Raw genomic sequence first — 21448 nt, 5'->3', positions numbered from 1 at the left:
GGAACCTCGCCCTGCAGATCCACGAACACATCACCGGTCACCCACGCCACACGACCCGCCCCGTTGGCCGCCAACGACGGAGAAACCTTCGCACTCTCCGCATTACGGGCAATCTTGACCGTCACGTCACCGGCCTCGGTCACCTTCTCACCACCAGGCAACGGCACAAACGTGTCTGCATTCGCAGCTCCGGTCGACATCAAGCCGAGCACAACCGCCGCTACAGCACCAAGGCCGGCAACGCGGGCTCCACGACGCAGACCGGACTTACGGATCTCGCTCATTCGTTCCCCTCATCAGGATTCTTGCTGACACTCAACCTCGGATGTCGACGCTGAGAAGTGGCCGTATCGGGACCAGCGGGTTTCACACCTGCTGAACCCAGGGAGTGAACTGGAGATGACCACGAATTCATGACTGCGCCGGAACCGATCGACTCCGTCAGAAACGGGGAGCACATTCGATTCGCGTGCAACTCCATTAACAACTCGCGGAGGACAGTAACGCCATTTCGCCCAAAACGGCAATAAATCCGGACACAAACAGGAGCGTGATGTCGAACACACCAATTTCAGAGTTCGACAATGATCGGAAAATACATCAGATTCACCCAAAGCACACGTCTGGACCTGCATGTTTGATTGAATTTTACCGTGCGTACATCAGCACACTATTACAATTAACCCAGCCGTCATTTGGTGCGACTAAACGATCTTCACTCCAAATCCCATGACCCGAAATTGCGGAACGTGAACACATTTGTTCATCTTCAGTTCATTCGGTGAACAAGAACACCGAACCAGAAGAAAGCGATGGAGCCGACCCGGAAGGGTCGGCTCCATCGCTGAAGAGGGACGGTATCGGTCACCCGTGATGTGGGGGGACCTGACTTCGCAACCATGCGTCCGATCCGCCGGACTCCCCCGACGTCTCCGGGATACGTTCGTCGGACGTGGTGTCCGGCAAGATGTCACCGAAGATCCGGGCCAGTTCGGCCCGGTCCACCGGCTTCTTGTCAGCTGTGATGGTTCAGTCCTCCAACCCGGACAGCTCCGAGATGACATGGCTGGCCAGCAACGTCAGCGTCGCCATACCGTCACGCACCGCCGAACGCGACGAAGCGAGGTTGACCACGAGCGTGCTGCCGGATACGCCGGCCAGACCGCGGGACAGTCCGGCGTCCAGCGACCCTGCCGCCAGCCCGGACGAGCGCAGGGCCTCCGAGATTCCAGGTATCTCACGATCGAGAACCTCCGCCGTCACGTCCGGTGTGACGTCACGAGGAGACACCCCGGTACCTCCGACCGAGATCACGAGATCGACGCCTCCGATGACCGCGGTGTTGAGGGCGTTCCGGATTTCCACCTCGTCGGCGGCGACCGCAACGGTGGCGTCGACGATGAAGCCTGCTTCGCCCAGCAACTCCGTGACCAGCGGTCCGATCGAATTGTTTCCATCTCCGTGAGCGGTTCGGTCATCGACGATGACCACCAATGCACGACCGGCCAGCGAGGCTTCGATATCCATGCTCCCTACCGTAGTAGGCAGATCGGAAAGGGACGCGACGTCCCCGACAATTCCCGAGATCATCAGCGGCCTCCCCGGTCCGCAACCGCGAGTTCGAGGTCGACCGATTTCTCCGACCTGCCGCCCGGCTCGACGTAGGTGACGGTCACCTTGTCACCCGGGGCGTGAGAACGAATCGCCGCAATCAATGCGTCGCCGCTGTTGACCAGCCGATCGTCGACCTTGGTGATCACCGCACCCTCCGGGATACCGGCTTGCGCGGCCGGACCGCCCTCCATGACGGAGATGACGGTTGCCCCGTTTGCGTTGTCCCTGGACGGAACCGTGATCCCGATCATGGCGTGCTTCACTTCGCCGGTTTCGATCAACTGCTCGGAGATGCGACGGACCTGATCGACGGGGATCGCAAATCCGAGCCCGATCGACCCGCTCTGCCCGCCGATACCCCCTCCCATGCTGGCGATCGCAGTGTTGATTCCGATCAGCTTGCCGTTCATGTCGACCAGCGCACCGCCCGAGTTCCCGGGGTTGATCGCAGCATCCGTCTGCAGTGCATTGATAACGGTGTTCTGATTCTCGGATTCACCACTCGTGGACACAGGGCGGTCGAGAGCGGAGACGATCCCCTCGGTGACCGTTCCCGCAAGCCCCAGCGGGGAGCCGATGGCAACAACCTGCTGGCCAACCTGCACATCCTCGGAGGTGCCGAGTTCGATGGGGGTCAGGTCGGTTTTGCCCTCCGCCTTGATGACAGCGAGGTCCGACACCGGGTCGCCGCCCACCAGTTCGGCGGGTGCCACGGAACCGTCGGAGAAACCCACCTTCAACTCCCCACCACGCGCGGCGGCACCGACGACGTGGTTGTTGGTGAGAATGAGCCCGTCCGAAGAGAGAATCACCCCGGAACCCTCACCGCCGCGTCCCTGCGGTGTTGCGATTTCGATCTGCACCACGCTGGGTACGACTTTTTCGGCGACCGCCTGCACACTTCCGGACGGAGCATTCACGGCCGGACTTGCCGAGTTGATGGGTGCGTCGAGCGAATTGGTGACGCTGCCACTCGAACCGTTGGTGCCGACGGACCAGGCGCCCACCGCGCCGCCGATGCCTCCGGACACCAGCGCCAACGCCAGGCCACCAGCTACGAGGGCGGTGCGGCCGGAACGCTTCGGCTTGCCTTGCGCGGGCTCGTGTTGCCCATGACCGGGATGTCCGTAACCACCTCGACCGGGAGTCGGCGCTCCGGCCGTGGGCTGCCCCAGCTGACCTGGAAACGGGCCACCAGAGAAGTTCCCTCCGGGTTGCGGCTGTCCGTACCCACCGGGATGTGTGTGCTGCTGGGGCGGCACGCCGTAGGGCGTCGGCCCGCCCTGTGGCGTGACACCATAGGGATTGCCACCCAACCCTGCCTGCTCCTGAGGCCGAGTGAACTGCCCGTTCGGATCGTGCGGCGACGCGTTCTGAGGATTCGGGTTCTGGGGAGTCATGCCGTTGTCGTCTTCAGTCATCGCACCGCTTTCTCTCCGGCTACCACTCGTTCGAGGGTTGCTTTCTCTGCCTACAAGACTGCCAACCGCAACTGAGAACGCCCTGAGACCGGGCTGTCATTTGTCCAACGATGTGCAGTCACTTGTTCATGTGGGTTCCCCGGGTAGGACGATCCTGATGAGCGCGCCGCCGCGCTCGGATACGTCAACCGCAATTGTCCCACCATGCTTGACGACCACCTGCCGCACAATCGCCAGGCCCAGTCCCGAGCCCGGCATCGAACGCGACGCCGTAGAACGGTAGAAGCGTTCAAACACCAATTGTCGGTCTTCCTCGGGAATGCCCGGACCGGCATCGCCTACGGTCAGTTCGAGGAGTCCGTCACGAGGAAGCATCTGTACGCGCACACGTTCGCCGGTGGGACTCCACTTGGCCGCGTTGTCGAGCACGTTGAGCACCGCGCGAGCCAATCCGGCTTGGTCGCCGTAGACGAACCACGGCACCGTCTCGGCGGTGAAGTCGATCTCGTTGCGACGTCTACGCGCACGCTCGAGGCTGCGATCGACCACTTCTCGCAGGTCCACCCGCTCGAACACCGTCTCCGGCGCATCCTCGCGTGCGAGATCGACAAGGTCACCCACCAGTGTCGACAGTTCCTCGATCTGTGCCACCACATCGGCGCGCAACTCGGCCATGTCGTCGTCGGGAATCCGAGGCGCTCCGGGACGACTGGAGGCGATGAGCAGTTCCATGTTGGTGCGCAACGAGGTGAGCGGTGTGCGCAGTTCGTGGCCGGCATCGGCGACCAGCCTGCTCTGCCGTTCACGCGATTCCGCCAGAGCACGCAGCATGGTGTTGAAGCTTTCGGTGAGCCGTGCCAACTCGTCACTTCCGGCCACCGGGATCGGGGTCAGGTCGTCGGTGCGCGCCACACGCTCGGCCGCCGCGGTCAGGCGGGCCACTGGTCGCAGACCGGTTCGGCCGACAGTGGTGCCCGCAGCTGCGGCGAGGATCACGCCGCACCCACCGACAACCAGCAACACCCAGGCGAGGCGGTCCAGCACCGCATCCGTCGGTGCCAGTCGCTGCGCGATCACCAGCGTGCTGCCGTCCTGGGTGCGCTCCGCGAGAACCCGCTGCTTGTCGACGGTCCGCAAAGAGCTTTCGCGCTCACCGCGGGCAACGGCCAACTCCGCCGCCCCGACCGGAACGTTCGATCCAGGAGGTGTGTACGAGTCGAGATTCGGGAAGATCAGCGCCACACTGATGTCGGTCGCGTACGACGTGGCACCCGCAATGTAACGAGGATCGAACGTGACCAGACGACTGTCGACCAGCGCCGCAGCACGGGTACGCAACTGATGGTCCACGTCGGCGTAGAGAGCACGCGCGACCACCGCGTATGCGGCAACCGCCATCACAGCCACCGTGATGGCAACGACGGACGCGGCCAACAACGTCACCCGCCACCGCAACGACACCGAGCGGGTCAGCGGAATCGGTGGTCGCATCTGGGCCGGAACCGGCTCGGTGGGGATGGGACCGGTGCGCGGATGATCGTTCTTCGACTGATCCTTCGGCTGACCCCGGGTCCCGAAGGGCGTGGCCATCACGGAGGAGTCTCCCGAAGCACGTAGCCGACGCCTCTGACCGTGTGGATCAACCTCGATTCCCCATCGGCCTCGGTTTTGCGACGCAGGTAACCGACGTACACTTCGAGCGCGTTACCCGAGGTGGGGAAGTCGTATCCCCACACTTCTTCGAGAATACGGCCGCGGGTGAGGACCCTGCGCGGGTTGGCCATCAGCATTTCCATCAGGGAGAACTCGGTGCGGGTGAGGCTGATCGAGCGACCGGATCTGGTCACCTCTCGGGTCACCGGGTCCAGCGTCAGGTCGCCGAACTCCATTTCCTCGGAATCCTCGCCGGGGTCGGGCGTCGTGCGGCGCAGGAGCGCCCGTAGCCGTGCCAGCAGCTCCTCGAGCGCGAAGGGCTTCGGGAGATAGTCGTCGGCGCCGGCATCCAGACCGGAGACACGTTCGGATACCGAATCCCGGGCAGTGAGGACGAGGATAGGCAGATCGTCACCTGTGCTTCGCAATCGGCGGCACACCTCGAGACCGTCGAGGCGCGGCATCATCACATCGAGCACCAATGCGTCCGGCCGCGAATCGGCGACCTGTTCGAGTGCGTCCAAGCCATCTACTGCAAGGTCCACCGTGTAACCGTTGAAGCTGAGTGAACGCCGCAGGGATTCCCGCACGGCCCGATCGTCGTCGACCACCAAGATGCGCATACCAGACAGTTTGAACCGACCAACTGAGATATGTCTGAGAAGGGCAGATCAGCGCGTCGGACGCGGTGACGGCAAACTCCACTTCCGCCACAGCGCAACGAGCCGCAATCCCGTCGCGAACACCGTCCCGATCACCAGGGCGAGATTGTTCACGCCACCGATCTCGATCACCGCCACCACCAGCGCGGCACCGAGCAGGGCCGGCACCGCATACAGATCCTTGTGCAGCAACAACGGCATCTCGTTCACCAGGACATCACGCATCACACCACCACCGATCGCGGCCGTGCCCCCGATCAAGCACGCCGCCAACGCCCCCGAATCGTGTTCGAGTGCGACGACGGCGCCGGTCGTCGCGAATACGCCCATACCCAGGGCGTCGAGCGTCAGAATTGCTGTCCGCAGTTTGTCCAGGATCAAATGTGCATAGAACACCCCCAGTGACGTGACCGCTGCCGTACCGAAGTTGGCCCAACTGGTCAGCGAGGTCGGCGGATGGATTCCCAGCAGGAGGTCACGGACGATGCCGCCCCCGATTCCGGTGAACACGCCGACGCAGAAGACACCGAACAGGTCGAGGCGTTTGGACACGCCGACGAGAGCACCGGAGGCCGCAAAAGCCGCGATACCCACCAATTCCAGTAACTGCTGTAGCACCGGATCAGCGTGCCACGCCGCGCCCTCACATGTTCTCGACGTCGATCAATCCACTCCGAACAGCTTTCACGAGTCTGCGCGGCACCCGATGCGTGACACCACCGACCGTGACACTCACCAACTCCGGCGCTTGTGCTTTCCACTGCGCTCTACGACTGCGGGTGTTGGCTCGCGACATCTTCCGTTTCGGAACGGCCATTTCTACTTCCCTTTCGCCTGGCGCTTGCCGTAGCGGCGCTCGAACTTCTCGACCCGACCCGCGGTGTCCATCACGCGCTGCGCACCGGTCCAGAACGGGTGCGATTCACTGGTCACGTCCACGACCACGAGCGGGTACTCGTTGCCGTCTTCCCACTCGACGGTGCGGTCGCTTGTCAGGGTGGACCGGGTGAGAAACCCGTTTCCGGTACTTGCGTCCCGGAAGACCACCGGGTGATAGTCGGGATGGATGCCTTGCTTCATTGCTGTCCTTCTTTCCTGTCCTGGTCTGCGTACGGTGATTCGGTCAGCTCGCACGGGTCTTCGTGGAACTGACCGAACGGGTCGTTCCAGGTCCGCCATCGGGTCTCGTCGACGAGTTCGTCGTCGGACACGAGCGCCCATTGCAGGGTTCTGTCGATCTCGGTGGGGTCCGCAGCATGGACCAGCACGACGATGGACGAGTGCCGGTCGCCGAAGCGCTCGTCCCACCGCAGAGCTGCCATCGCCCTGCGATCGGTGGGTACTTGTTCCTGCTCTTCGGGCGTCATGGCGGCCAACCACCGGTTCGCACTCGCGACACGCAGTCCCCCGCCCGCCGATTCGAGCCACAGCGCTTCGTCCGATTGCGTGGCAACCCACACCCGTCCCCGCGCAGCGACAACACCTTCGAGCAGTACGTCGATTGCCTCGTGCAGGCGTTCCGGGTGGAACGGGCGCTGCGCTTCGAACTCGACGATCATCACGCCACAATCGTCGGTCAGTGGCGGTTGCCCGCGCAGTAGCGGGGAATGCGCGTCGGACACCGCACCACGGCGTGCGTCTGCGGGCACCTGCGACAGCAGCTTTTCGATATCGGGGAGGTGGCTCTCGGCGGTGGTACCCCACGCAATCGGGGCTCCCGGTGCGAGACGAACCAGTACAGCGTGCAATTTCGCCTGTTCCCATCCGTCACCCGCACTGCCGGTGACGACGAGCGCATCCGCATAGTCGACCTGCCCGACCGCTATCTGCGCGACCGTGCGACCGTCGTCGAGTTCGTCGTCGCCGGTGGCATCGCCGAGCCACGTACCCGCGTCGACGCAGGTGATCACTGAATCGACACGAACGTCGCGGGACGCGGGTCCGTCAATCTGTCCCACCACACCTGCGACGACGACATGGTCGATGGCCCAGCACAGCGCCTCCGGCTCGAGTCGACGATCGAGATGCAGGACGATGCGCTGTACGGAACTACGCGTGTGCAATACCCGGAGCAGCGGCAACAGATCCTGACGCAGGGTGCAGGAGATGCACCCGTGCGCGAGTTCCAGAACACGGAGCCGGTCGGTCGGCCGACCGTCCTCGACGGTGGTGACCGTGCAACGCACGACGCCTTCGTGGACGAGGTCGAGATCGTGATGGACCACCACCGTTCCCGGTTCGAGCAGCGCCCGCGCGGTCGCGTCCGTCGTCTCGTTCCACCCCGCCACCAGGATCAGCGGCGTCCGGCCGTCGAGAATCTCACTCACGGATAAACCCTTTCGGCAACGATTGTCATTAACGATAACGAACGGTACATTGAACTTTCGCTCTTGTCGAAAATGATTATCACCCCCAGTTGGGGTGGAGAAGGACCGCACATGTCGAAGCACTGTCAGGTGACCGGACGCGCACCCGGATTCGGAAAGTCCGTGTCGCACTCCCACAAGCGCACCAGCCGTCGCTGGAACCCGAACATCCAGAGCAAGACCTACTTCCTCGCCAGCGAGGGTCGCCGCGTCACACTGACGCTCTCGGCCAAGGGCATCAAGACGATCGACCGAGACGGGATCGAAGCAGTGGTCGCGAGAATCCGCAATCGTGGAGACAAGGTCTGACCATGGCGAGAAACGAGATTCGTCCCATCATCAAACTGAAGTCGACCGCCGGAACCGGGTACACCTACGTCACCCGCAAGAACCGCCGCAACGACCCTGACCGGCTGATCATGAAGAAGTACGACCCTGTCGTGCGCCGTCATGTCGACTTTCGAGAAGAGAAGTAGCTCCCATGGCAAAGAAGTCGAAGATCGCGAAGAACGAACAGCGGGCGTTGCTCGTGGCAAAGTACGCCGAACGGCGGGGTGAGTTGAAGGAGATCATTCGTCGCCCCTCGAGCAGCCACGACGAGCGTGTGCGGGCACAGGCCGCCCTGCAACGTCTACCACGCGACTCCAGTCCGGTAAGATTGCGCAATCGAGACGCTGCGGATGGACGTCCGCGCGGCCACCTGAGGAAGTTCGGGCTCTCTCGCGTGCGTGTACGCGAGATGGCGCACCGCGGGGAGCTGCCAGGCGTCCACAAGTCGAGCTGGTAAGGAAAGTCAATGGCAGTCAAGAGATCATCGTCCAAGAAGCCGCGGCCGGTCGAGGGTCGCAAGCCCAAGAAGAACCCGTTGTTCGCCGCCAAGATCGAGCATGTGGACTACAAGGACACCAACCTTCTCCGCACCTTCATCTCGGATCGCGGCAAGATCCGTAGCCGCCGCGTGACGGGCCTGACCCCGCAGCAGCAGCGCCAGGTTGCCATCGCCGTGAAGAATGCGCGCGAGATGGCGCTCCTGCCCTTCACGAGCCGGTAGCCCCACCCCTTACCCGACGAATGTCACACCCGTTCAGCTCACGCGAACCGGTGTGACATTCGTCGAGGTGAACGGTTGCTCAGGAACCGGGCACCGTCCGAATGATCTCGATCGCCGCGTCCTCGAGCGACCCGATGGTGTTCGACAAAATCACCACACCGCGGTCGTGGCTTCGATCCAACACGATCACACTCTGAAACCCGCCGGTGGTACCGGAATGCACCGTGTACTGCGTACCCGCAGCTTCCACAGCTTTCCAGGTCAAGCCGCTCCGACCACCGTCCGCAAAGGACCATCTCGGATCCATCGCCGACTCGCCGGGCACCGAACCCAGGAGCAATTGCCTGGTGTACGCACCCATGTCAGCGATCGTCGAGCGCACCCCACCTGCCGGCGCATAGCCGTCGAGCGGCCACGCCGGCTGCGACCGGCCCAGAACGTCGAACCCTGTGGTCACCTCCGGCGGCAGCGCCGACGCGGTCAACGGAACCCAGGTATCGGAAAGCTCCAGTGGACGGAGCATCCGCTCGGTCAGCAGCGTCGAATAGTCGGTGTGCGCGGCCGCGGCCAGCGCCTGTCCCAGCAACGCGTACCCGAGCGTCGAGTACTGGTAGCGGCCCGGCGTCAACAATGGTGTCTGCCGTGCCTGCTCGAGCAGTTGTTCCCGGTCGATTTCGAACGGGTTCCGGCCCACGACCCAGCCGAGCCCGCCGACCGCCATGTCGGCCGTCAGCGCGAATGGAGGCAGACCCGAACGGTGGCTGGCCAGATCGAGCAGAGTCACCCCACCAACCGCCGTGCCACCCAACGGCAACAGTTCTTCCAGGCGCGTGTCCTCTCGGACCTCGCCCCGACGCACCGAATCCACGAACAACGCCGCAGTGAAGGTCTTGGTGATGGACCCGATCTCGTACTGGGTGTCGTTCTCGGCCCCGAAGTTTGCGTAGCGAACTCGCTGACCATCGACGACGACGACACTCACACTGCGCTGAACGCTGCGCTCGAGAATCGGCGCAGCTGTCGCGATCACCGTGGGGTCTCCCGACGAGGGTGGCGCCAACGCACCAGCTGCGGGGAGCCCCCCGAGAAGCATCGCGAACACACACGTGGCGACAACCACACATCTACCGAACATATTCTGCCCCACCGTCGTTCCCGCAGGAACACCTGCTCCGGGCTCCCGACTCACCGTCAATTGTCTCGCACTCGAGCGCTCCAACACTAGACTGCTGGACGTTTTTCCAGTCGAGGAGGTCCCGCAACATGTCGGGTGTGGTTGCGGGATTCACCGTCATCTTTGTCATCATCGCGATCGGCTATTCGCTGGGCCGATTCGAAACGCTCGGCCCACAGGCGGAGACCGTGCTCGGCAGGCTGGTGTTCTTCGTCGCGACGCCTGCCCTGCTGTTCGACACCCTGGCCACCTCCGACCTGTCGGTGATCTTCTCGCCGACCCTCGCCGTGGCGTCCGCCACAGCCTTCGCGGTCGGCGGCTTGTACGTGGTGATCGCAAAGCCCTGGCTGCACCGGCCGGTTCCCGAATTGACGATCGGCGCGCTGTCGGCCTCCTACGTGAACTCCGCCAATCTCGGCATTCCCATCGCCGTGTTCGTTCTCGGTGACGCGTCGTACGTGGCACCGTTGTTGCTCTTCCAGATAGTGGTGTACTCCCCGATCGCACTGAGCATTCTCGACATCTCATCTCTGCGTGGTGGAGCGTCGCGATGGGAAACCATCAGCGCACCGTTCAAGAATCCGATCGTCCTCGCAGGCGCAGCCGGACTCGCCCTCGCCATCTCCGACTGGACGCCTCCCGAGGCGTTGATGCAGCCGTTCCACCTCCTGGGCGGCGCCTCGGTGCCGGGCGCTCTTATCGCGTTCGGCTTGTCGCTCTACGGCGTGCGCGTCCTCGAAAAGGGAGCGAGCCCCCGCCGTGACGTCGCGCTGGCGTCGACATTGAAAATCGTCGTACAGCCCGTTCTCGCCTACCTCATGGCGCACCACCTACTCGGACTCGACGGACACGAATTGTTCGCCATCGTCGTCGTATCGGCACTTCCCACAGCGCAGAACGTGTTCGTCTACGCCAGCCGCTACCAACGCGGCACCGTACTGGCACGCGACAGCGCATTCGTCACCACACTCGCCTCCATTCCCGCGATCGGGGTCGTGGCAGCGCTCCTCGCGTGAGCACGCGTTACGCTCGAGCCATGCGTGTTCTCACCGTGACGCTGATCGGTCTCGCCGTCGCGGGGTGCTCGTCCGGGTCCGATAGCGAAACCCTGGAACCGTCCCCGGAGCGGCCACAGGCCATTCAGAAGGTCCCTGTCGACGACTTCCGCACCGCGTTCACACCACGTCCCGACATCGTGCGTGGCCACGAGACCGCCATCGAGTCGTGGTCGGAGGTCAACCCGAAGACGATCGCGTTGAACTTCACCACCGGAACCCCGGAGTGCTACGGCGTGGACCCTGTCGTCAGCGAAACGGCCGCGACGATCGAAGTCTCCGTTCGCACCGGGGCACTTCCCGAAACCGCGGACAGGATGTGCGTACTCGTCGCTGTCATGGGCACCGTCGAAGTCCCGCTCGAAGCGCCCATCGGTGACCGCATCGTGGTCGGCAGCTGATCGGTGAGCCGTTGGTTCTTCAACGTCTGCATTGCGACCGCACTTCTGCAGGCCGTCTACAACGCGGTTCGCGTTCTGGTTTCTTACCGGATTCTCGATCTGGGCGGGGACGCGACCACCGTCGGTGTGGTCACCGCCCTCTTCGCTTTGACGCCACTGCTGCTGGCGGTGCAGATCGGGCGCGCGGCCGACCGCCACCACACCGGGTCACTGATGCGGGCGGGCGTGCTGCTCACGACAGCCGGGACGGCGGTGATCGCGTTCAGCGGCGATCTGCTCACCCTCGCAGCCGGAAACGTCGTGCTCGGTTTCGGTCAAATCCTGGTGACTCTCACCGCGCAGAGCTTCGTCTCCACCCTGTCGCCGCCCGGCCAACTCGACCGGGGATTCGCGGGCCTGACGCTGGCTGTGTCGATCGGTCAGGCGCTCGGGATTCCGACGGTGGGTCTGATCGTGTCGTGGAGCAGCGACGCATCCGGCGTCCACACGACACCTGCCTTGTTCGCGATGGCGGCCGTATCTGCCCTCGCGATACCCTTCGCATTCCCGCTCCGTGACCCAGGTCCGCGTAGCCAGGACGGCCCACGCAGGGCGCCGGAATCGATGCGGAGCATGCTCGGCACGGGCGGCATGAAAGCAGCTCTGCTGAGCAGTCTCGTCGTATTGTCGTCGATGGATCTGGTGCTGGCCTACCTTCCGGTGCTCGGTGCGGAGTTCGGGTTCAGCGTGATGACTGTGACCCTGTTGATCACTGCCCGCACCCTCGCCACCATCGCTTCCCGCGCATTCCTGCCGCACTTGCTCGATCACCTTCCCCGCGAACGACTCCTGGTCTCCGCGACCCTGTGTTCGGCTCTGCCGATGGCGCTCGTCCCGTTCGTTCCGAACGCTGTCGCCATCGCAGTGCTGATGGTGATCGCAGGCATTTTCTGGGGTATCGGCCAGCCACTCACGATGACCTGGGTGGTGGGCCTGGTCGCCCCGACCGACCGGGGGGCTGCACTCTCGTTGCGTCTGACCGGGAACCGTCTCGGCCAGGTCGTGGTCCCACTCGCGGCCGCTGGGGCTGCAGGAATCGCCGGAGTCGGCTCGATCTTCGTCATCGCCGGCGTGCTACTCGGGGTGTCGGCCACCGCCACCTGGCGGGCGGTTCGAAAACCGATCCGTTAGAACGCCGTGGCCGACTCGTTGTTCGCCTGCAAGAGTTCGCCACGGGTGCCGGGCATGTCGCTGCGCCCCCGATCGGTGCACTTGACGGCCAGCACATGGTTGATCCCGAGCCGGTTCGCCGAAAAGCTCAATGCCGCACCGGCCATGTACAACCGCCACACTCGTGCTCGGCCGGCACTGCTGTGGGCGACTGCCTCATCCCAATTCGCCTCCAGGTTCGCCACCCAGGCACGGAGGGTCTGCGCGTAATGCTCACGCAACGCCTCCACATCGCGCACTTCGAAACCGACGCCTTCGAGTGCCGCGATCATCGTTGCGAGCGGCAGAATCTCGCCGTCGGGGAACACGTAACGATCGATGAAGGAGGTTTTGGAGAACGCGGGCACGGACGTGCGCGGTCTCCGCGAGATCGCGTGGTTGAGCAACCGCCCCTGTGGCCGTAGCAAGGCGAACAGGTCCGCTGCGTACGTCTCGAGCATCGTGTCACCCACGTGCTCGGCCATGCCGATGCTCGAGATCGCGTCGTACGGGCCGTCGGTGACGTCGCGGTAGTCCTGGACTCGGATCTCCACCAGATCGCCCACACCCTCCTCGACCATTCGTTTGCGGGCGTAGTCGGCCTGCTCCTGGGACAGGGTGACGCCGACGACGCGCGCACCGTACTGCCGTGCAGCGTGTAATGCGAAAGTCCCCCACCCGCAACCGACATCGAGTACGCGCATCCCCTCGGCCAGCCCGAGCTTGCGTGCCACCAGATCGCATTTGGCGTACTGCGCCGCGTCCAGATCCTCGCTCTGCTGCGCCCAGTACGCGCACGAGTAGGTCATCGATTCACCGAGTACGAGTCGATAGAAGTCGTTGCCGACGTCGTAGTGGTGGCTGATCGCGACAGCATCGCGCGCCTTGTCGTGCCGGTGCCCGCGGCCCGGTTTCGTCTCCTCCGCCGGCGGCTTCGGCGGCGGGCCCACGATCCCCAGTCGCAGTGCCGCTTTCGCAAGTTCCTTCTTGGTGTTCCCGTCGATCTGCACGCCGGGACCCCGACTCGGGTCCGCCACCTCTTCCAGCGCGTCCAGACCGGCGAGCAGGTCGCCTTCGATGTCGATGTCGCCGGAGACATAGGCACGCGCGAAACCGAGATCGTTGGGCGCCCACAGCAACCGTCTCAGACCGCGACGATTGACGAGGCGCACCCGCCACGGAGCATCCGGAGGACCACTGCGGCTCCCGTCCCAACACTCGATACCGACCGGAACCTGATCACCCAGCACCGCACGAACCAGCGGCGCCACCGTGTCGGCGACCGTCATGTGCACCTCCACCCCAGCTGCAGGACTGCGACCTCGGAGGATGTTCCGAAGTCGGTGAAACCTCTGCAATGCTCCCTGTGCGGATCACAGCGGAGCACGCCCGATCAGTCTGCACCACCTACGCTCCCGCCATGCGGAGAATCGCTGCCAAGTCGGTGACGGCCATGCATTCGTCAGGCGGTCCCTGCCGGTCACCACCCTGTCCACAGGGCTTGTTCCTGCCCCGACGGCCGACCGGAGGGGGACTATCCCCCACCGACGAGACTTCATTCCTCGTACCGAAATCCGGCACCGAGGACCCTATCTCCTACGCCGCACGTAGTCGCCGACCACGGCCGCACCGAGTCCGTCGAGGCCCGGTGCCACGACTCGTCCGCCGACTCGTTGCGCCAAACGATCGACCACATGCGCAAGACCCGGATCGTCACCCAGACGGAAGAACGTGACCCGCGCACCGAAACGCGCGACCGAATCCAGCTCTCGCACGGTCAACCCCAACGTCCGCGCTGTGGGCGGATAGTCGAAGTACGCGAAGCCATCCGGCTCGAGATGAGCCGTCGGTTCACCATCCGTCACGACCATCACCACCGGTTGCGCGTTCGGGTGCCGACGAAGGTGACGCTCGGCGAGCAGAAGGCCGTGATGCAGGTTGGTGCCCTGTTCCCACACGCCGTCCAGACCCGCCAATTCGGTGGGCGTCACCACCTGTGCGTGTCGGCCGAACGCGATGATTTGCAGTTCGTCGCTGCGGAATCGCGTCGTCACAAGGTGATTCAAAGCGAGCGCGGTGCGCTTCATCGGCACCCATCGCCCTTCCATCACCATCGAGAACGACGTGTCCACGAGCAGAGCGACGGCGGCGCGGGACCGTTGCTCGGTCTCGGCCACTTCCACATCCGACATCTGCAGACGTACCGGAACGCGACCGGGTTCGCGAAGCACGGCGTTGGTGATCGTGCGGGTGACATCCCACGACTCGGTGTCCCCGAACTCCCATTCACGCGAGGCACCCGTCGGTTCCCCCAGAGCTCCCGCGCGCCGGGTCTCGCGTTCACCGCCCCGCGACGACAGTTGACCAGCCAGGTCCCGCAGGACAGTTTGCCCCAACTGCCGCATCGCTTTCGGAGACAGTCGCCATTGCCCGTCGGCACCGCGGTCGAAGAACCCTTCGTCACGTAGCGCCTTCTCGAGATCGGCGAGGGTACGCACGTCTGCCGCCGCCTCGTCACCGAGTTGGCGTGCCAGCGCCTCCGGATCGATGTCGTCGAGTTGCGCGCCGGCATACTGTTGCGACAGCTGCTCCGCCAGCGACTCGAGCTCGGCAATGTCCTGCAGCGCTCCGGTCCCCTCGCCGAGACCCATTCCGTCGTCGCCGCGGAAGCGGTGCGCACCCTGCCAATCCTCGCCCGGTCTGGCTGCCTGCAGTTGCTCGTCCAGCCGATCGAGTTGCCCCATCAACGACGGATCACCGAACGCCTGCTGCGCCAACGCATCCAGCTCATCGCGTTGCTCCGGGCTCAGTGAATTGCGCAACCGCTGGGCCGCTGCGGCGCGCTGAGCCAACGAGTCCAGCAGTTCGCCGACATTGCGCGGGTTCTCGGGGAAGAACTCGCCGTACGCGTCCATGAACTCGTCGAAATGCTGACGCGTGTCCTCGCCACGCGCGTGCTCGTCGAGCAGGTCGTTGAGGTCTTCGAGCATGTCACGGATACGCGCACGATCTGCGTCGGTGGCACCCTCGAGTGCCTGCTTCATACCCTCGAACCTCTGGTCCAGCATTTCCCGCCCGAGTAGATCGCGTACCTGCTCGTACTTTTCCCGTGCGTCGCTGCTGCGCCAGTCGTAGTCGGCAAGGTCTTGGACTGCCTGCGCCGCGGACGGCGGCAACTCTTCGATGCGCATTTCCGCGAACCGCGCGTCGTCGTCCAACGCCCGCGCGAGTTGTTTCCGCTCCTCGAGAACCGCCTCGTCGAGGAGTTTTCGAACCTCGTCGAGCGTCCCGTTCAAGTTGTTGCGCTTCAACAGCTCTCGGCGGCGTCTGTTCGCCTCGGCGGCAAGTTTGTCCAGACCGCGCATACGTTCGCTACCGCGGCGCAAGTACTCGCGCAGTGCCTGCCGGGGCGACGAGCCGCCGAGCACGTCGTCACCGATCGACGACAACGCATCTCGCAGATCCACGGGCGGGGCCAGCGGGTCACCACCCTCGTAAGGCCCGTAACGCGATCCGTGCGACATCAGGAATACACCGTCTGACCTTTGACATCGGGACTCTTGGAGATCCGCCGCACCAAGTACAGGCCTTCGAGGGCGAGTTCTGCTGCGGCAGCGCGCTCTCCGTCCGACTCCGCGCCGAGACGTGCAGCCACCTGGTCCAGAACTGCGAGCTCGGGAAGCTCGTTCAACAGAGCCTTCGCCGTGACCCGCTCTCCCGTCACGACCGGTTCGCCCTCCTCGACGGCGGTGACGAGGGACGCCAAATCGATCCCGCCGAGCCGGGTCCGCACCGTATCCGCGGTCGCGCGGCGCAGCAGGTGGGACAGAACCTCGAGTTCGCGCCCCTCCTCCCCCGCTTCGAACTCGACCTTCCCACGCAGGACCTCCACCACTGTGTCCAAATCCACCGGGCGAGCAACAGGGTCGGCCTCACCGAGAATTGCTGCGCGATGGACCGCTGCTGCGCTGATCGTCTCGGCTCCCGCGACGGCGAAACGTGCCGACACACCGGCACGTTGGTCGACGGAGGTGGATTCGCGCAACAGCCTCGTGAACCGGGCCAGGATCTCGACGAGATACACCGGAACGGTTGCCGTCAGGTTTGCTTCCTGCCCGATCAAGGCGATTTCGTCGCTCAGCTCGGATGGGTAGTGCGTACGGATCTCCGCTCCGAACCGGTCCTTGAGCGGAGTGATGATACGTCCGCGGTTCGTGTAGTCCTCCGGGTTCGCGCTCGCCACCAATAGGACGTCCAACGGGAGGCGCAGCGTGTACCCGCGGACCTGGATGTCGCGTTCTTCCATCACGTTGAGCAACGACACCTGGATTCGTTCGGCCAGGTCCGGAAGCTCGTTGATGGCGACGATGCCGCGATGTGCCCGCGGGACCAGCCCGTAGTGAATGGTCTCCGGATCACCCAGGCTACGACCTTCCGCGACCTTCACCGGGTCGACGTCGCCGACCAGATCTGCCACCGACGTGTCCGGGGTTGCCAACTTCTCCGAGTAACGCTCACTGCGGTGCCGCCAGCGGACCGGCAACGCATCGCCCAACTCCTCGGCTCGACGGATCGATGCCGGAGTGATGGGCTCGTACGGATGCTCTCCGAGATCGGAGCCGTCGATCACCGGAGTCCACTCGTCGAGCAGCAATTCCAATGTGCGCAGGAGGCGGGTCTTGCCCTGGCCACGTTCACCGAGCAGAACCACATCGTGGCCTGCAATCAGAGCTCGCTCGAGCTGCGGTGCTACGGTGCCGCCGAAACCGACGATGCCGGGCCACGGATCACGCCCGTCCCGAAGAGCCGCGAGGAGATTCTCACGGAGCTCTTCCTTGACAGTGCGATGCACGTGGCCCGACGCGCGTAGCCGGCCGACGGTCGAAGGAGTTGGACGTTCGGAATTGGACTGCGCGGTGAAGGTCACCACTCAAAGCTACGAGCGATCACCGCTTACGTCACGCGATTACCTGTCCGTCACTGCCCGGGCCGCGATCGAGCGGACACGTCAGGCGTATGCGACCACGTCGACAAGGTCGAGGGAGTCCCACAGAACATCGAAACGTTTGCGGGTCACCTCGTCGGCGTCGGCGAGCAAGGCCACGAGCAGCAGTCGTGGGTCGGCCTCCCATGCGCGTGCCGCGTCCGCCACCACGCGGTTGGAGAACAGACCCGACCGGGCGACCGCGTCGACCCACTCGTCGATCTCGCCGCGGTGGATTCGCGCGACCGACTCGAAGCCGTCCGGGCCTGCCACGAAGTCGAGTCCGAACACGGCGCTGATGTAGTCGCCGGGGCGCAGTGTCGTTGCCGTAGAAGCAATGGTCGATGTGCTCATCGGGGGCCGCCTTTCCATATGCAGCGGATCATCTGCCCGCTACGGTCGATCTGTTGGTAATGACGCTAGGCCGCGGATTTGTGAGGACTGTGAGCCTTCTCTGAGAGCTCTGGTAGACACGACGACATGTCTGACACCGAGATCACCTTCGACAGCGGCGACGTCACCCTCCACGGAAGCCTGCGCATCCCCGAAGGGGCAACCAGCGCCCCGGCAGCACTCGTCCTCGCCGGGAGCGGACCAACCGATCGGAACGGTGACAGTGCGCTGCTCGCCGGGGACATCGGCACCCTCCGGCACATTGCCGACGTTCTCGAAGAGAACGGTTTCGCGAGTCTGCGCTACGACAAGCTCGGCAGCGGGAAGACGGCGCTGGGACCCTACGAGATGGAGGACATCGCCGATCTCGGTTTCACCACGTTCGTCGATGCCGCGTCGGCCGGGCTCGACTTCCTCGGCGCCCAGGATGCGGTGGATGCGTCGAAGATCATCGTCATAGGGCACAGTGACGGCGCCCTGGTTGCTCTGGCCCTGGCCGCCGAAGACGACAAGCCTCGCGTACACGGCCTCGGACTCCTCGAACCGCTCAGCATTCGGCTGCTCGATCTGCTGACCACCCAGATTCACGCCCAGCTCGACGCCGTCGTGGCGGGCAACCAGCTTCCCGTGGGCGTTGCCGACGAGCTCAGACTGGCATTGGCCGGAGCGGTCGAATCCCTACGAGCCGACGGCACGATCAGCGACGACCTCCCGGAACCGCTGCAGAACGCCGGCCTCGTGAACGCCAACGCGAAGGCCCTCGCAGAGGAAGACGCACTCGATCCTCGTGAACTCGCACAGTCGCTCCCCGCGGGATTCCCGGTTCTCACCAGTTGTTCCGCGAAGGACATTCAGGTCAACGACGCCGACGTCGACGGCCTCGACGCCGCGCTCGCGCACACCAGCCTGGTCTCGGTGCGGATGAACAACGCCAATCACGTTCTCAAGGACGTCGGAGACCAGCCGTCGAACGGTGCCGACTACATTGCACCGCTCCCCTACTCGGACGAGTTCAACGAACCGTTCGAGCAATGGGTGAAATCTCTCTGACCTCTGCTGCACATCCTGGGCGCTACTCCATAGCACCCAGAGCGGCACCCAGTAGCGCGCTGGCAAGGTCGGAGACGAGGCCGAGGTTCTCCTCGTTGACGAGACCCTGCAGGTCTTCTACGCCGCCGACCTCGAACAACGGCTCCAGCAACGCCAGGACTCGCGACAACACCTGCGACAGTTCACCGCCCTCGACGGTCCCCGGTTCCGTCGACTCCGGTGAAGGCGCAGCCGGAGTCGACTCTGGAGCCTGCGGCGCGGGCGGGGTCGCGGCCGTCGGCGCGCCCGAGTCGGCGGCGGGCGCCGCCTCGCTGGTGAGCAGATGGGTGACGATCCCTGTCGTGATCGCGATGGCGTGCTTGACCTGACCGTCCTTGCTCTCGAGCACGGCGGCGTCTTCGGGATTGGAGCCGTTGCCCATCTCGACGAACACCAACGGCACCTGAGTGAGCGCCGGGCCGGCAACATCGTTCCTTGTCTGGATTCCGTCGACCACCCCTGCGTAATTGGCCGGAACCATTCCGTTGCGCTTGTAGGCGTCGCGCATCGCATACGACGCGGCCCGTCCGGGTCCGCTTTGAGCGGCGTTTGCCTGCGCGTCCGGAATAGGCAAGGTCGGCACGATCATGTGGAACCCGTGATTGGCCGGGTCCGCACTGGCCGACGTGGAGTCGGCGTGAATGCTCACCGCAAGATCTGCACCCGATTCGTTCGCGGCTCGGGCACGGTCGTCGATGCAGCCGCCCCAACCGGTGTCGTCGTGTCGGCTCTTCACCACCGTGGCGCCGAGACTCTGCAGGCTGCTGGCCACCATCTCCGACACATTCCAGTTGATGGTGTGCTCGGGGACACCGCCCAGGGAAGTCATCCCCGTGGTCTGACAGTCCTTGGTTCCGCCGCGGCCGTCGGGGACCTGCTTCGCCAGATCGTGTCCTTCCGCCGAACCTTGATGGCCGGGATCGAGGAACACCGTCGCTCCGGCCAGCTCGTTGCCGGTCGGTGCAGCTGCAGGGGCGGGCTCGACGGGCGCCGGTTCGGCATTCGCGATCGCGGGAACGAAGCCCGACGCCGCCAACGCCACAGCGCAGAAACCGGCCTTGATCGCAGTTCGTTTCATACGGAAATTGGACGACCGAAGGAAGGTCGCCGCTCTCCTTCCACATCACACGACAGATGCAACTCGCGTCACATCTACCACAAGTGAACCACTCATCACGGGATCGGATGCACGATTCACGAAAAGATCGAAAGCAAGCTGTGACCTCGTGAATCACGCCGAACATAACAACGAACCGCGCCTCACCACCGAATATTCGGCGTGCGAAGCCGGCGGGGTTCCTGTACGGTCGTTGACCAACCAGCAATACACCAGAGAAAGGTACGGCCATGATGCAGCTTCACGCGCACGTCCACTCCGTATCAGCCTGGCATTGCTGCACCGCAGACAAGCAGATTTTCACACGCGGAATACCCCGAGAATGACTCGACTCATTCGATCCGTTCTCGGGCACCCCAGGCACTCGCCTCGGGTGCCCTTTCTTTTACCTTTCACCCTCAGGAGCACGACATGAAACTTCGTATCAACCAGCAGTCCACCTCGCCCCCGTACCTGGACCTGCCCGACGACCTCACGGGTTACGCCGTCACTCTCGACCTCTCCCGCTCGGATTCGGACGTCGAGGCCGGACTCGGCGGCCTGATCAACGAGATCCGTAGCCGTGGCGCTGCGCGCGTCGTCATCACCGGAGACCGGCGTGAGGTGATCGGCACCAACCGGGCGGCCTGACGTGGGGCGAACGCTGGGCATCCGTGCCCGACTGACGGAAGACTGGCGTCATGCGAAAACTGATCTACGGCATGAACGTGTCTCTCGACGGCTACATCACAGCTCCCGGAGACGACCTCGACTGGAGCGAACCGAGCGACGCACTCTTCCAATGGTGGCTCGACCAGGAGCTGGCGATCAGCCTGTTTCTGTATGGGCGCAAACTGTGGGAGACCATGAGCGCCTACTGGCCGACCGGCGACCAGCAACCGGACGCCACCCTCGCGCAGATCGAGTTCGCACGGAACTGGCGGGACACACCGAAAGTGGTGTTCTCCTCGACGGTCGACAAGGTCGACTGGAACACTCGCCTGGTTACCAGCGACGCGGTCTCGGAAATCTCCCGGCTCCGGGCCGAACGCGGTGGTCCGATGAGAGTCGGTGGCGCAGCGCTCGCCGGGACGGCGATGCGGGCCGGGCTGATCGACGAGTACACGGTCGTCACCCATCCGGTCTTGCTGGGCAGCGGCACACCGTTCTTCTCCTCGTTGGGCAACTGGGCGAACCTGAGCCTGGTGGAGACACGGACGTTTCCCGGCGGCGTGGTCCTGACCCGGTATGAGACGAGGCGCTGAACGCACCCTCCGCACGAACAAGAATATGGGAACAGG

At 64.2% G+C, this 21448-nt stretch carries 25 protein-coding genes and 1 pseudogene; 10 read left to right on the top strand and 16 right to left on the bottom strand.

The window, feature by feature from the left end; all coding sequences use genetic code 11:
- The 10 genes and pseudogenes from ACZI8Q_RS13710 to mrf form a co-directional block, all read right to left on the bottom strand.
- Nucleotides 1–284, bottom strand: a pseudogene (locus tag ACZI8Q_RS13710) (MspA family porin); the annotation flags it as partial.
- A gap of 580 nt (nucleotides 285–864) precedes the next feature.
- Nucleotides 865–1005, bottom strand: a complete 141-nt coding sequence (locus ACZI8Q_RS13705) for a hypothetical protein (RefSeq protein ID WP_463374092.1) — start codon at nucleotides 1003–1005, stop codon at nucleotides 865–867.
- 24 nt (nucleotides 1006–1029) lie between these two features.
- Nucleotides 1030–1590, bottom strand: a complete 561-nt coding sequence (locus tag ACZI8Q_RS13700) for a MogA/MoaB family molybdenum cofactor biosynthesis protein (RefSeq protein ID WP_463374091.1) — start codon at nucleotides 1588–1590, stop codon at nucleotides 1030–1032.
- Nucleotides 1590–3035, bottom strand: coding sequence for a S1C family serine protease (locus ACZI8Q_RS13695; protein WP_463374090.1), 1446 nt, complete (start codon nucleotides 3033–3035; stop codon nucleotides 1590–1592). The genes ACZI8Q_RS13700 and ACZI8Q_RS13695 overlap by 1 nt, the downstream gene beginning before the upstream one ends.
- 126 nt (nucleotides 3036–3161) lie before the next feature.
- A complete protein-coding gene (locus ACZI8Q_RS13690; RefSeq protein WP_463374096.1) occupies nucleotides 3162–4625 on the bottom strand; it encodes a sensor histidine kinase in 1464 nt (487 codons plus the stop codon).
- Nucleotides 4625–5311 (bottom strand): response regulator transcription factor, encoded by a 687-nt coding sequence (locus ACZI8Q_RS13685; RefSeq protein ID WP_463374089.1) that lies wholly within the window; start codon nucleotides 5309–5311, stop codon nucleotides 4625–4627. The genes ACZI8Q_RS13690 and ACZI8Q_RS13685 overlap by 1 nt, the downstream gene beginning before the upstream one ends.
- 48 nt (nucleotides 5312–5359) lie before the next feature.
- Nucleotides 5360–5968 (bottom strand): trimeric intracellular cation channel family protein, encoded by a 609-nt coding sequence (locus tag ACZI8Q_RS13680; RefSeq protein WP_463374088.1) that lies wholly within the window; start codon nucleotides 5966–5968, stop codon nucleotides 5360–5362.
- 25 nt (nucleotides 5969–5993) lie between these two features.
- Nucleotides 5994–6167: a 50S ribosomal protein L32 gene (gene rpmF, locus ACZI8Q_RS13675; protein ID WP_463374087.1), complete on the bottom strand. Its 174-nt coding sequence runs from the start codon at nucleotides 6165–6167 to the stop codon at nucleotides 5994–5996.
- A gap of 2 nt (nucleotides 6168–6169) precedes the next feature.
- The gene (locus ACZI8Q_RS13670; RefSeq protein ID WP_463374086.1) at nucleotides 6170–6430 is read right to left on the bottom strand and encodes a type B 50S ribosomal protein L31; all 261 of its coding nucleotides are present in this window, start codon (nucleotides 6428–6430) and stop codon (nucleotides 6170–6172) included.
- Complete coding sequence (gene mrf, locus ACZI8Q_RS13665; protein WP_463374085.1) at nucleotides 6427–7677, bottom strand: ribosome hibernation factor-recruiting GTPase MRF; 1251 nt, start codon at nucleotides 7675–7677, stop codon at nucleotides 6427–6429. Before mrf ends, ACZI8Q_RS13670 begins: the two co-directional genes overlap by 4 nt.
- Nucleotides 7678–7788: 111 nt before the next feature.
- On the opposite strand from mrf, the gene rpmB reads away from it, so the two are divergent.
- The 4 genes from rpmB to rpsR are packed head-to-tail and all read left to right on the top strand — an operon-like array spanning nucleotide 7789 to nucleotide 8767.
- Nucleotides 7789–8025 (top strand): 50S ribosomal protein L28, encoded by a 237-nt coding sequence (gene rpmB, locus ACZI8Q_RS13660; protein WP_463374084.1) that lies wholly within the window; start codon nucleotides 7789–7791, stop codon nucleotides 8023–8025.
- A gap of 2 nt (nucleotides 8026–8027) precedes the next feature.
- Complete coding sequence (gene rpmG / locus ACZI8Q_RS13655) at nucleotides 8028–8192, top strand: 50S ribosomal protein L33 (RefSeq protein ID WP_378578131.1); 165 nt, start codon at nucleotides 8028–8030, stop codon at nucleotides 8190–8192.
- Nucleotides 8193–8197: 5 nt separating this feature from the next.
- Nucleotides 8198–8503 carry a 30S ribosomal protein S14 gene (gene rpsN, locus ACZI8Q_RS13650; protein WP_463374083.1) on the top strand — a complete coding sequence of 102 codons (306 nt, stop codon included), beginning with the start codon at nucleotides 8198–8200 and terminating at the stop codon, nucleotides 8501–8503.
- A 9-nt stretch (nucleotides 8504–8512) separates the two neighbouring features.
- On the top strand, nucleotides 8513–8767 hold the full coding sequence (rpsR, locus tag ACZI8Q_RS13645) for a 30S ribosomal protein S18 (RefSeq protein WP_463374082.1): 255 nt from the start codon (nucleotides 8513–8515) through the stop codon (nucleotides 8765–8767).
- Between the two features lie 79 nt (nucleotides 8768–8846).
- Here the strand turns inward: rpsR and ACZI8Q_RS13640 are convergent, their stop codons facing one another.
- On the bottom strand, nucleotides 8847–9887 hold the full coding sequence (locus ACZI8Q_RS13640; protein WP_463374081.1) for a serine hydrolase domain-containing protein: 1041 nt from the start codon (nucleotides 9885–9887) through the stop codon (nucleotides 8847–8849).
- Nucleotides 9888–10030: 143 nt separating this feature from the next.
- Between ACZI8Q_RS13640 and ACZI8Q_RS13635 the strand changes: the two genes are divergently transcribed.
- The 3 genes from ACZI8Q_RS13635 to ACZI8Q_RS13625 are packed head-to-tail and all read left to right on the top strand — an operon-like array spanning nucleotide 10031 to nucleotide 12567.
- A complete protein-coding gene (locus tag ACZI8Q_RS13635) occupies nucleotides 10031–10957 on the top strand; it encodes an AEC family transporter (RefSeq protein ID WP_463374080.1) in 927 nt (308 codons plus the stop codon).
- A 20-nt stretch (nucleotides 10958–10977) separates the two neighbouring features.
- Nucleotides 10978–11397, top strand: a complete 420-nt coding sequence (locus ACZI8Q_RS13630) for a hypothetical protein (RefSeq protein ID WP_463374079.1) — start codon at nucleotides 10978–10980, stop codon at nucleotides 11395–11397.
- A 3-nt stretch (nucleotides 11398–11400) separates the two neighbouring features.
- A complete protein-coding gene (locus ACZI8Q_RS13625) occupies nucleotides 11401–12567 on the top strand; it encodes an MFS transporter (protein ID WP_463374078.1) in 1167 nt (388 codons plus the stop codon).
- Here the strand turns inward: ACZI8Q_RS13625 and ACZI8Q_RS13620 are convergent.
- The 4 genes from ACZI8Q_RS13620 to ACZI8Q_RS13605 form a co-directional block, all read right to left on the bottom strand.
- Nucleotides 12564–13874: a class I SAM-dependent methyltransferase gene (locus tag ACZI8Q_RS13620; RefSeq protein ID WP_463374077.1), complete on the bottom strand. Its 1311-nt coding sequence runs from the start codon at nucleotides 13872–13874 to the stop codon at nucleotides 12564–12566. The two genes, ACZI8Q_RS13625 and ACZI8Q_RS13620, sit on opposite strands and share 4 nt — an antisense overlap.
- A gap of 300 nt (nucleotides 13875–14174) precedes the next feature.
- Nucleotides 14175–16109 carry a vWA domain-containing protein gene (locus tag ACZI8Q_RS13615; RefSeq protein ID WP_463374076.1) on the bottom strand — a complete coding sequence of 645 codons (1935 nt, stop codon included), beginning with the start codon at nucleotides 16107–16109 and terminating at the stop codon, nucleotides 14175–14177.
- A complete protein-coding gene (locus ACZI8Q_RS13610) occupies nucleotides 16109–17512 on the bottom strand; it encodes an ATP-binding protein (protein ID WP_463374075.1) in 1404 nt (467 codons plus the stop codon). The genes ACZI8Q_RS13615 and ACZI8Q_RS13610 overlap by 1 nt, the downstream gene beginning before the upstream one ends.
- A gap of 81 nt (nucleotides 17513–17593) precedes the next feature.
- Nucleotides 17594–17923: a hypothetical protein gene (locus ACZI8Q_RS13605; RefSeq protein ID WP_463374074.1), complete on the bottom strand. Its 330-nt coding sequence runs from the start codon at nucleotides 17921–17923 to the stop codon at nucleotides 17594–17596.
- A gap of 126 nt (nucleotides 17924–18049) precedes the next feature.
- On the opposite strand from ACZI8Q_RS13605, the gene ACZI8Q_RS13600 reads away from it, so the two are divergent.
- Nucleotides 18050–19012 carry an alpha/beta hydrolase family protein gene (locus tag ACZI8Q_RS13600; protein ID WP_463374073.1) on the top strand — a complete coding sequence of 321 codons (963 nt, stop codon included), beginning with the start codon at nucleotides 18050–18052 and terminating at the stop codon, nucleotides 19010–19012.
- Between the two features lie 22 nt (nucleotides 19013–19034).
- Here ACZI8Q_RS13600 and ACZI8Q_RS13595 read toward each other — a convergent pair whose 3' ends face one another.
- Nucleotides 19035–20129: an N-acetylmuramoyl-L-alanine amidase gene (locus tag ACZI8Q_RS13595; RefSeq protein ID WP_463374072.1), complete on the bottom strand. Its 1095-nt coding sequence runs from the start codon at nucleotides 20127–20129 to the stop codon at nucleotides 19035–19037.
- Between the two features lie 450 nt (nucleotides 20130–20579).
- On the opposite strand from ACZI8Q_RS13595, the gene ACZI8Q_RS13590 reads away from it, so the two are divergent.
- Nucleotides 20580–20798 carry a hypothetical protein gene (locus ACZI8Q_RS13590; protein ID WP_463374071.1) on the top strand — a complete coding sequence of 73 codons (219 nt, stop codon included), beginning with the start codon at nucleotides 20580–20582 and terminating at the stop codon, nucleotides 20796–20798.
- 50 nt (nucleotides 20799–20848) lie between these two features.
- Nucleotides 20849–21412 (top strand): dihydrofolate reductase family protein, encoded by a 564-nt coding sequence (locus ACZI8Q_RS13585; RefSeq protein WP_463374070.1) that lies wholly within the window; start codon nucleotides 20849–20851, stop codon nucleotides 21410–21412.
- The last annotated feature ends 36 nt before the right edge of the window (nucleotides 21413–21448 follow it).

The sequence above is a fragment of the Rhodococcus quanlei genome, from assembly GCF_055231015.1.
Note: the sequence above shows the minus strand (reverse complement) of the source record. Positions and strands in the feature narration are given on the sequence as shown.

What these genes read in the sequence shown, in the direction of transcription:
- ACZI8Q_RS13700 (WP_463374091.1), bottom strand. Translation starts at nt 1,590, where the DNA reads ATGATCTCGGGAATTGTCGGGGACGTCGCGTCCCTTTCCGATCTGCCT.
- ACZI8Q_RS13695 (WP_463374090.1), bottom strand. Translation starts at nt 3,035, where the DNA reads ATGACTGAAGACGACAACGGCATGACTCCCCAGAACCCGAATCCTCAG.
- ACZI8Q_RS13690 (WP_463374096.1), bottom strand. Translation starts at nt 4,625, where the DNA reads ATGGCCACGCCCTTCGGGACCCGGGGTCAGCCGAAGGATCAGTCGAAG.
- ACZI8Q_RS13685 (WP_463374089.1), bottom strand. Translation starts at nt 5,311, where the DNA reads ATGCGCATCTTGGTGGTCGACGACGATCGGGCCGTGCGGGAATCCCTG.
- rpmF (WP_463374087.1), bottom strand. Translation starts at nt 6,167, where the DNA reads ATGGCCGTTCCGAAACGGAAGATGTCGCGAGCCAACACCCGCAGTCGT.
- ACZI8Q_RS13670 (WP_463374086.1), bottom strand. Translation starts at nt 6,430, where the DNA reads ATGAAGCAAGGCATCCATCCCGACTATCACCCGGTGGTCTTCCGGGAC.
- rpmB (WP_463374084.1), top strand. Translation starts at nt 7,789, where the DNA reads ATGTCGAAGCACTGTCAGGTGACCGGACGCGCACCCGGATTCGGAAAG.
- rpmG (WP_378578131.1), top strand. Translation starts at nt 8,028, where the DNA reads ATGGCGAGAAACGAGATTCGTCCCATCATCAAACTGAAGTCGACCGCC.
- rpsN (WP_463374083.1), top strand. Translation starts at nt 8,198, where the DNA reads ATGGCAAAGAAGTCGAAGATCGCGAAGAACGAACAGCGGGCGTTGCTC.
- rpsR (WP_463374082.1), top strand. Translation starts at nt 8,513, where the DNA reads ATGGCAGTCAAGAGATCATCGTCCAAGAAGCCGCGGCCGGTCGAGGGT.
- ACZI8Q_RS13635 (WP_463374080.1), top strand. Translation starts at nt 10,031, where the DNA reads ATGTCGGGTGTGGTTGCGGGATTCACCGTCATCTTTGTCATCATCGCG.
- ACZI8Q_RS13630 (WP_463374079.1), top strand. Translation starts at nt 10,978, where the DNA reads ATGCGTGTTCTCACCGTGACGCTGATCGGTCTCGCCGTCGCGGGGTGC.
- ACZI8Q_RS13620 (WP_463374077.1), bottom strand. Translation starts at nt 13,874, where the DNA reads ATGACGGTCGCCGACACGGTGGCGCCGCTGGTTCGTGCGGTGCTGGGT.
- ACZI8Q_RS13615 (WP_463374076.1), bottom strand. Translation starts at nt 16,109, where the DNA reads ATGTCGCACGGATCGCGTTACGGGCCTTACGAGGGTGGTGACCCGCTG.
- ACZI8Q_RS13605 (WP_463374074.1), bottom strand. Translation starts at nt 17,923, where the DNA reads ATGAGCACATCGACCATTGCTTCTACGGCAACGACACTGCGCCCCGGC.
- ACZI8Q_RS13600 (WP_463374073.1), top strand. Translation starts at nt 18,050, where the DNA reads ATGTCTGACACCGAGATCACCTTCGACAGCGGCGACGTCACCCTCCAC.
- ACZI8Q_RS13595 (WP_463374072.1), bottom strand. Translation starts at nt 20,129, where the DNA reads ATGAAACGAACTGCGATCAAGGCCGGTTTCTGCGCTGTGGCGTTGGCG.
- ACZI8Q_RS13590 (WP_463374071.1), top strand. Translation starts at nt 20,580, where the DNA reads ATGAAACTTCGTATCAACCAGCAGTCCACCTCGCCCCCGTACCTGGAC.
- ACZI8Q_RS13585 (WP_463374070.1), top strand. Translation starts at nt 20,849, where the DNA reads ATGCGAAAACTGATCTACGGCATGAACGTGTCTCTCGACGGCTACATC.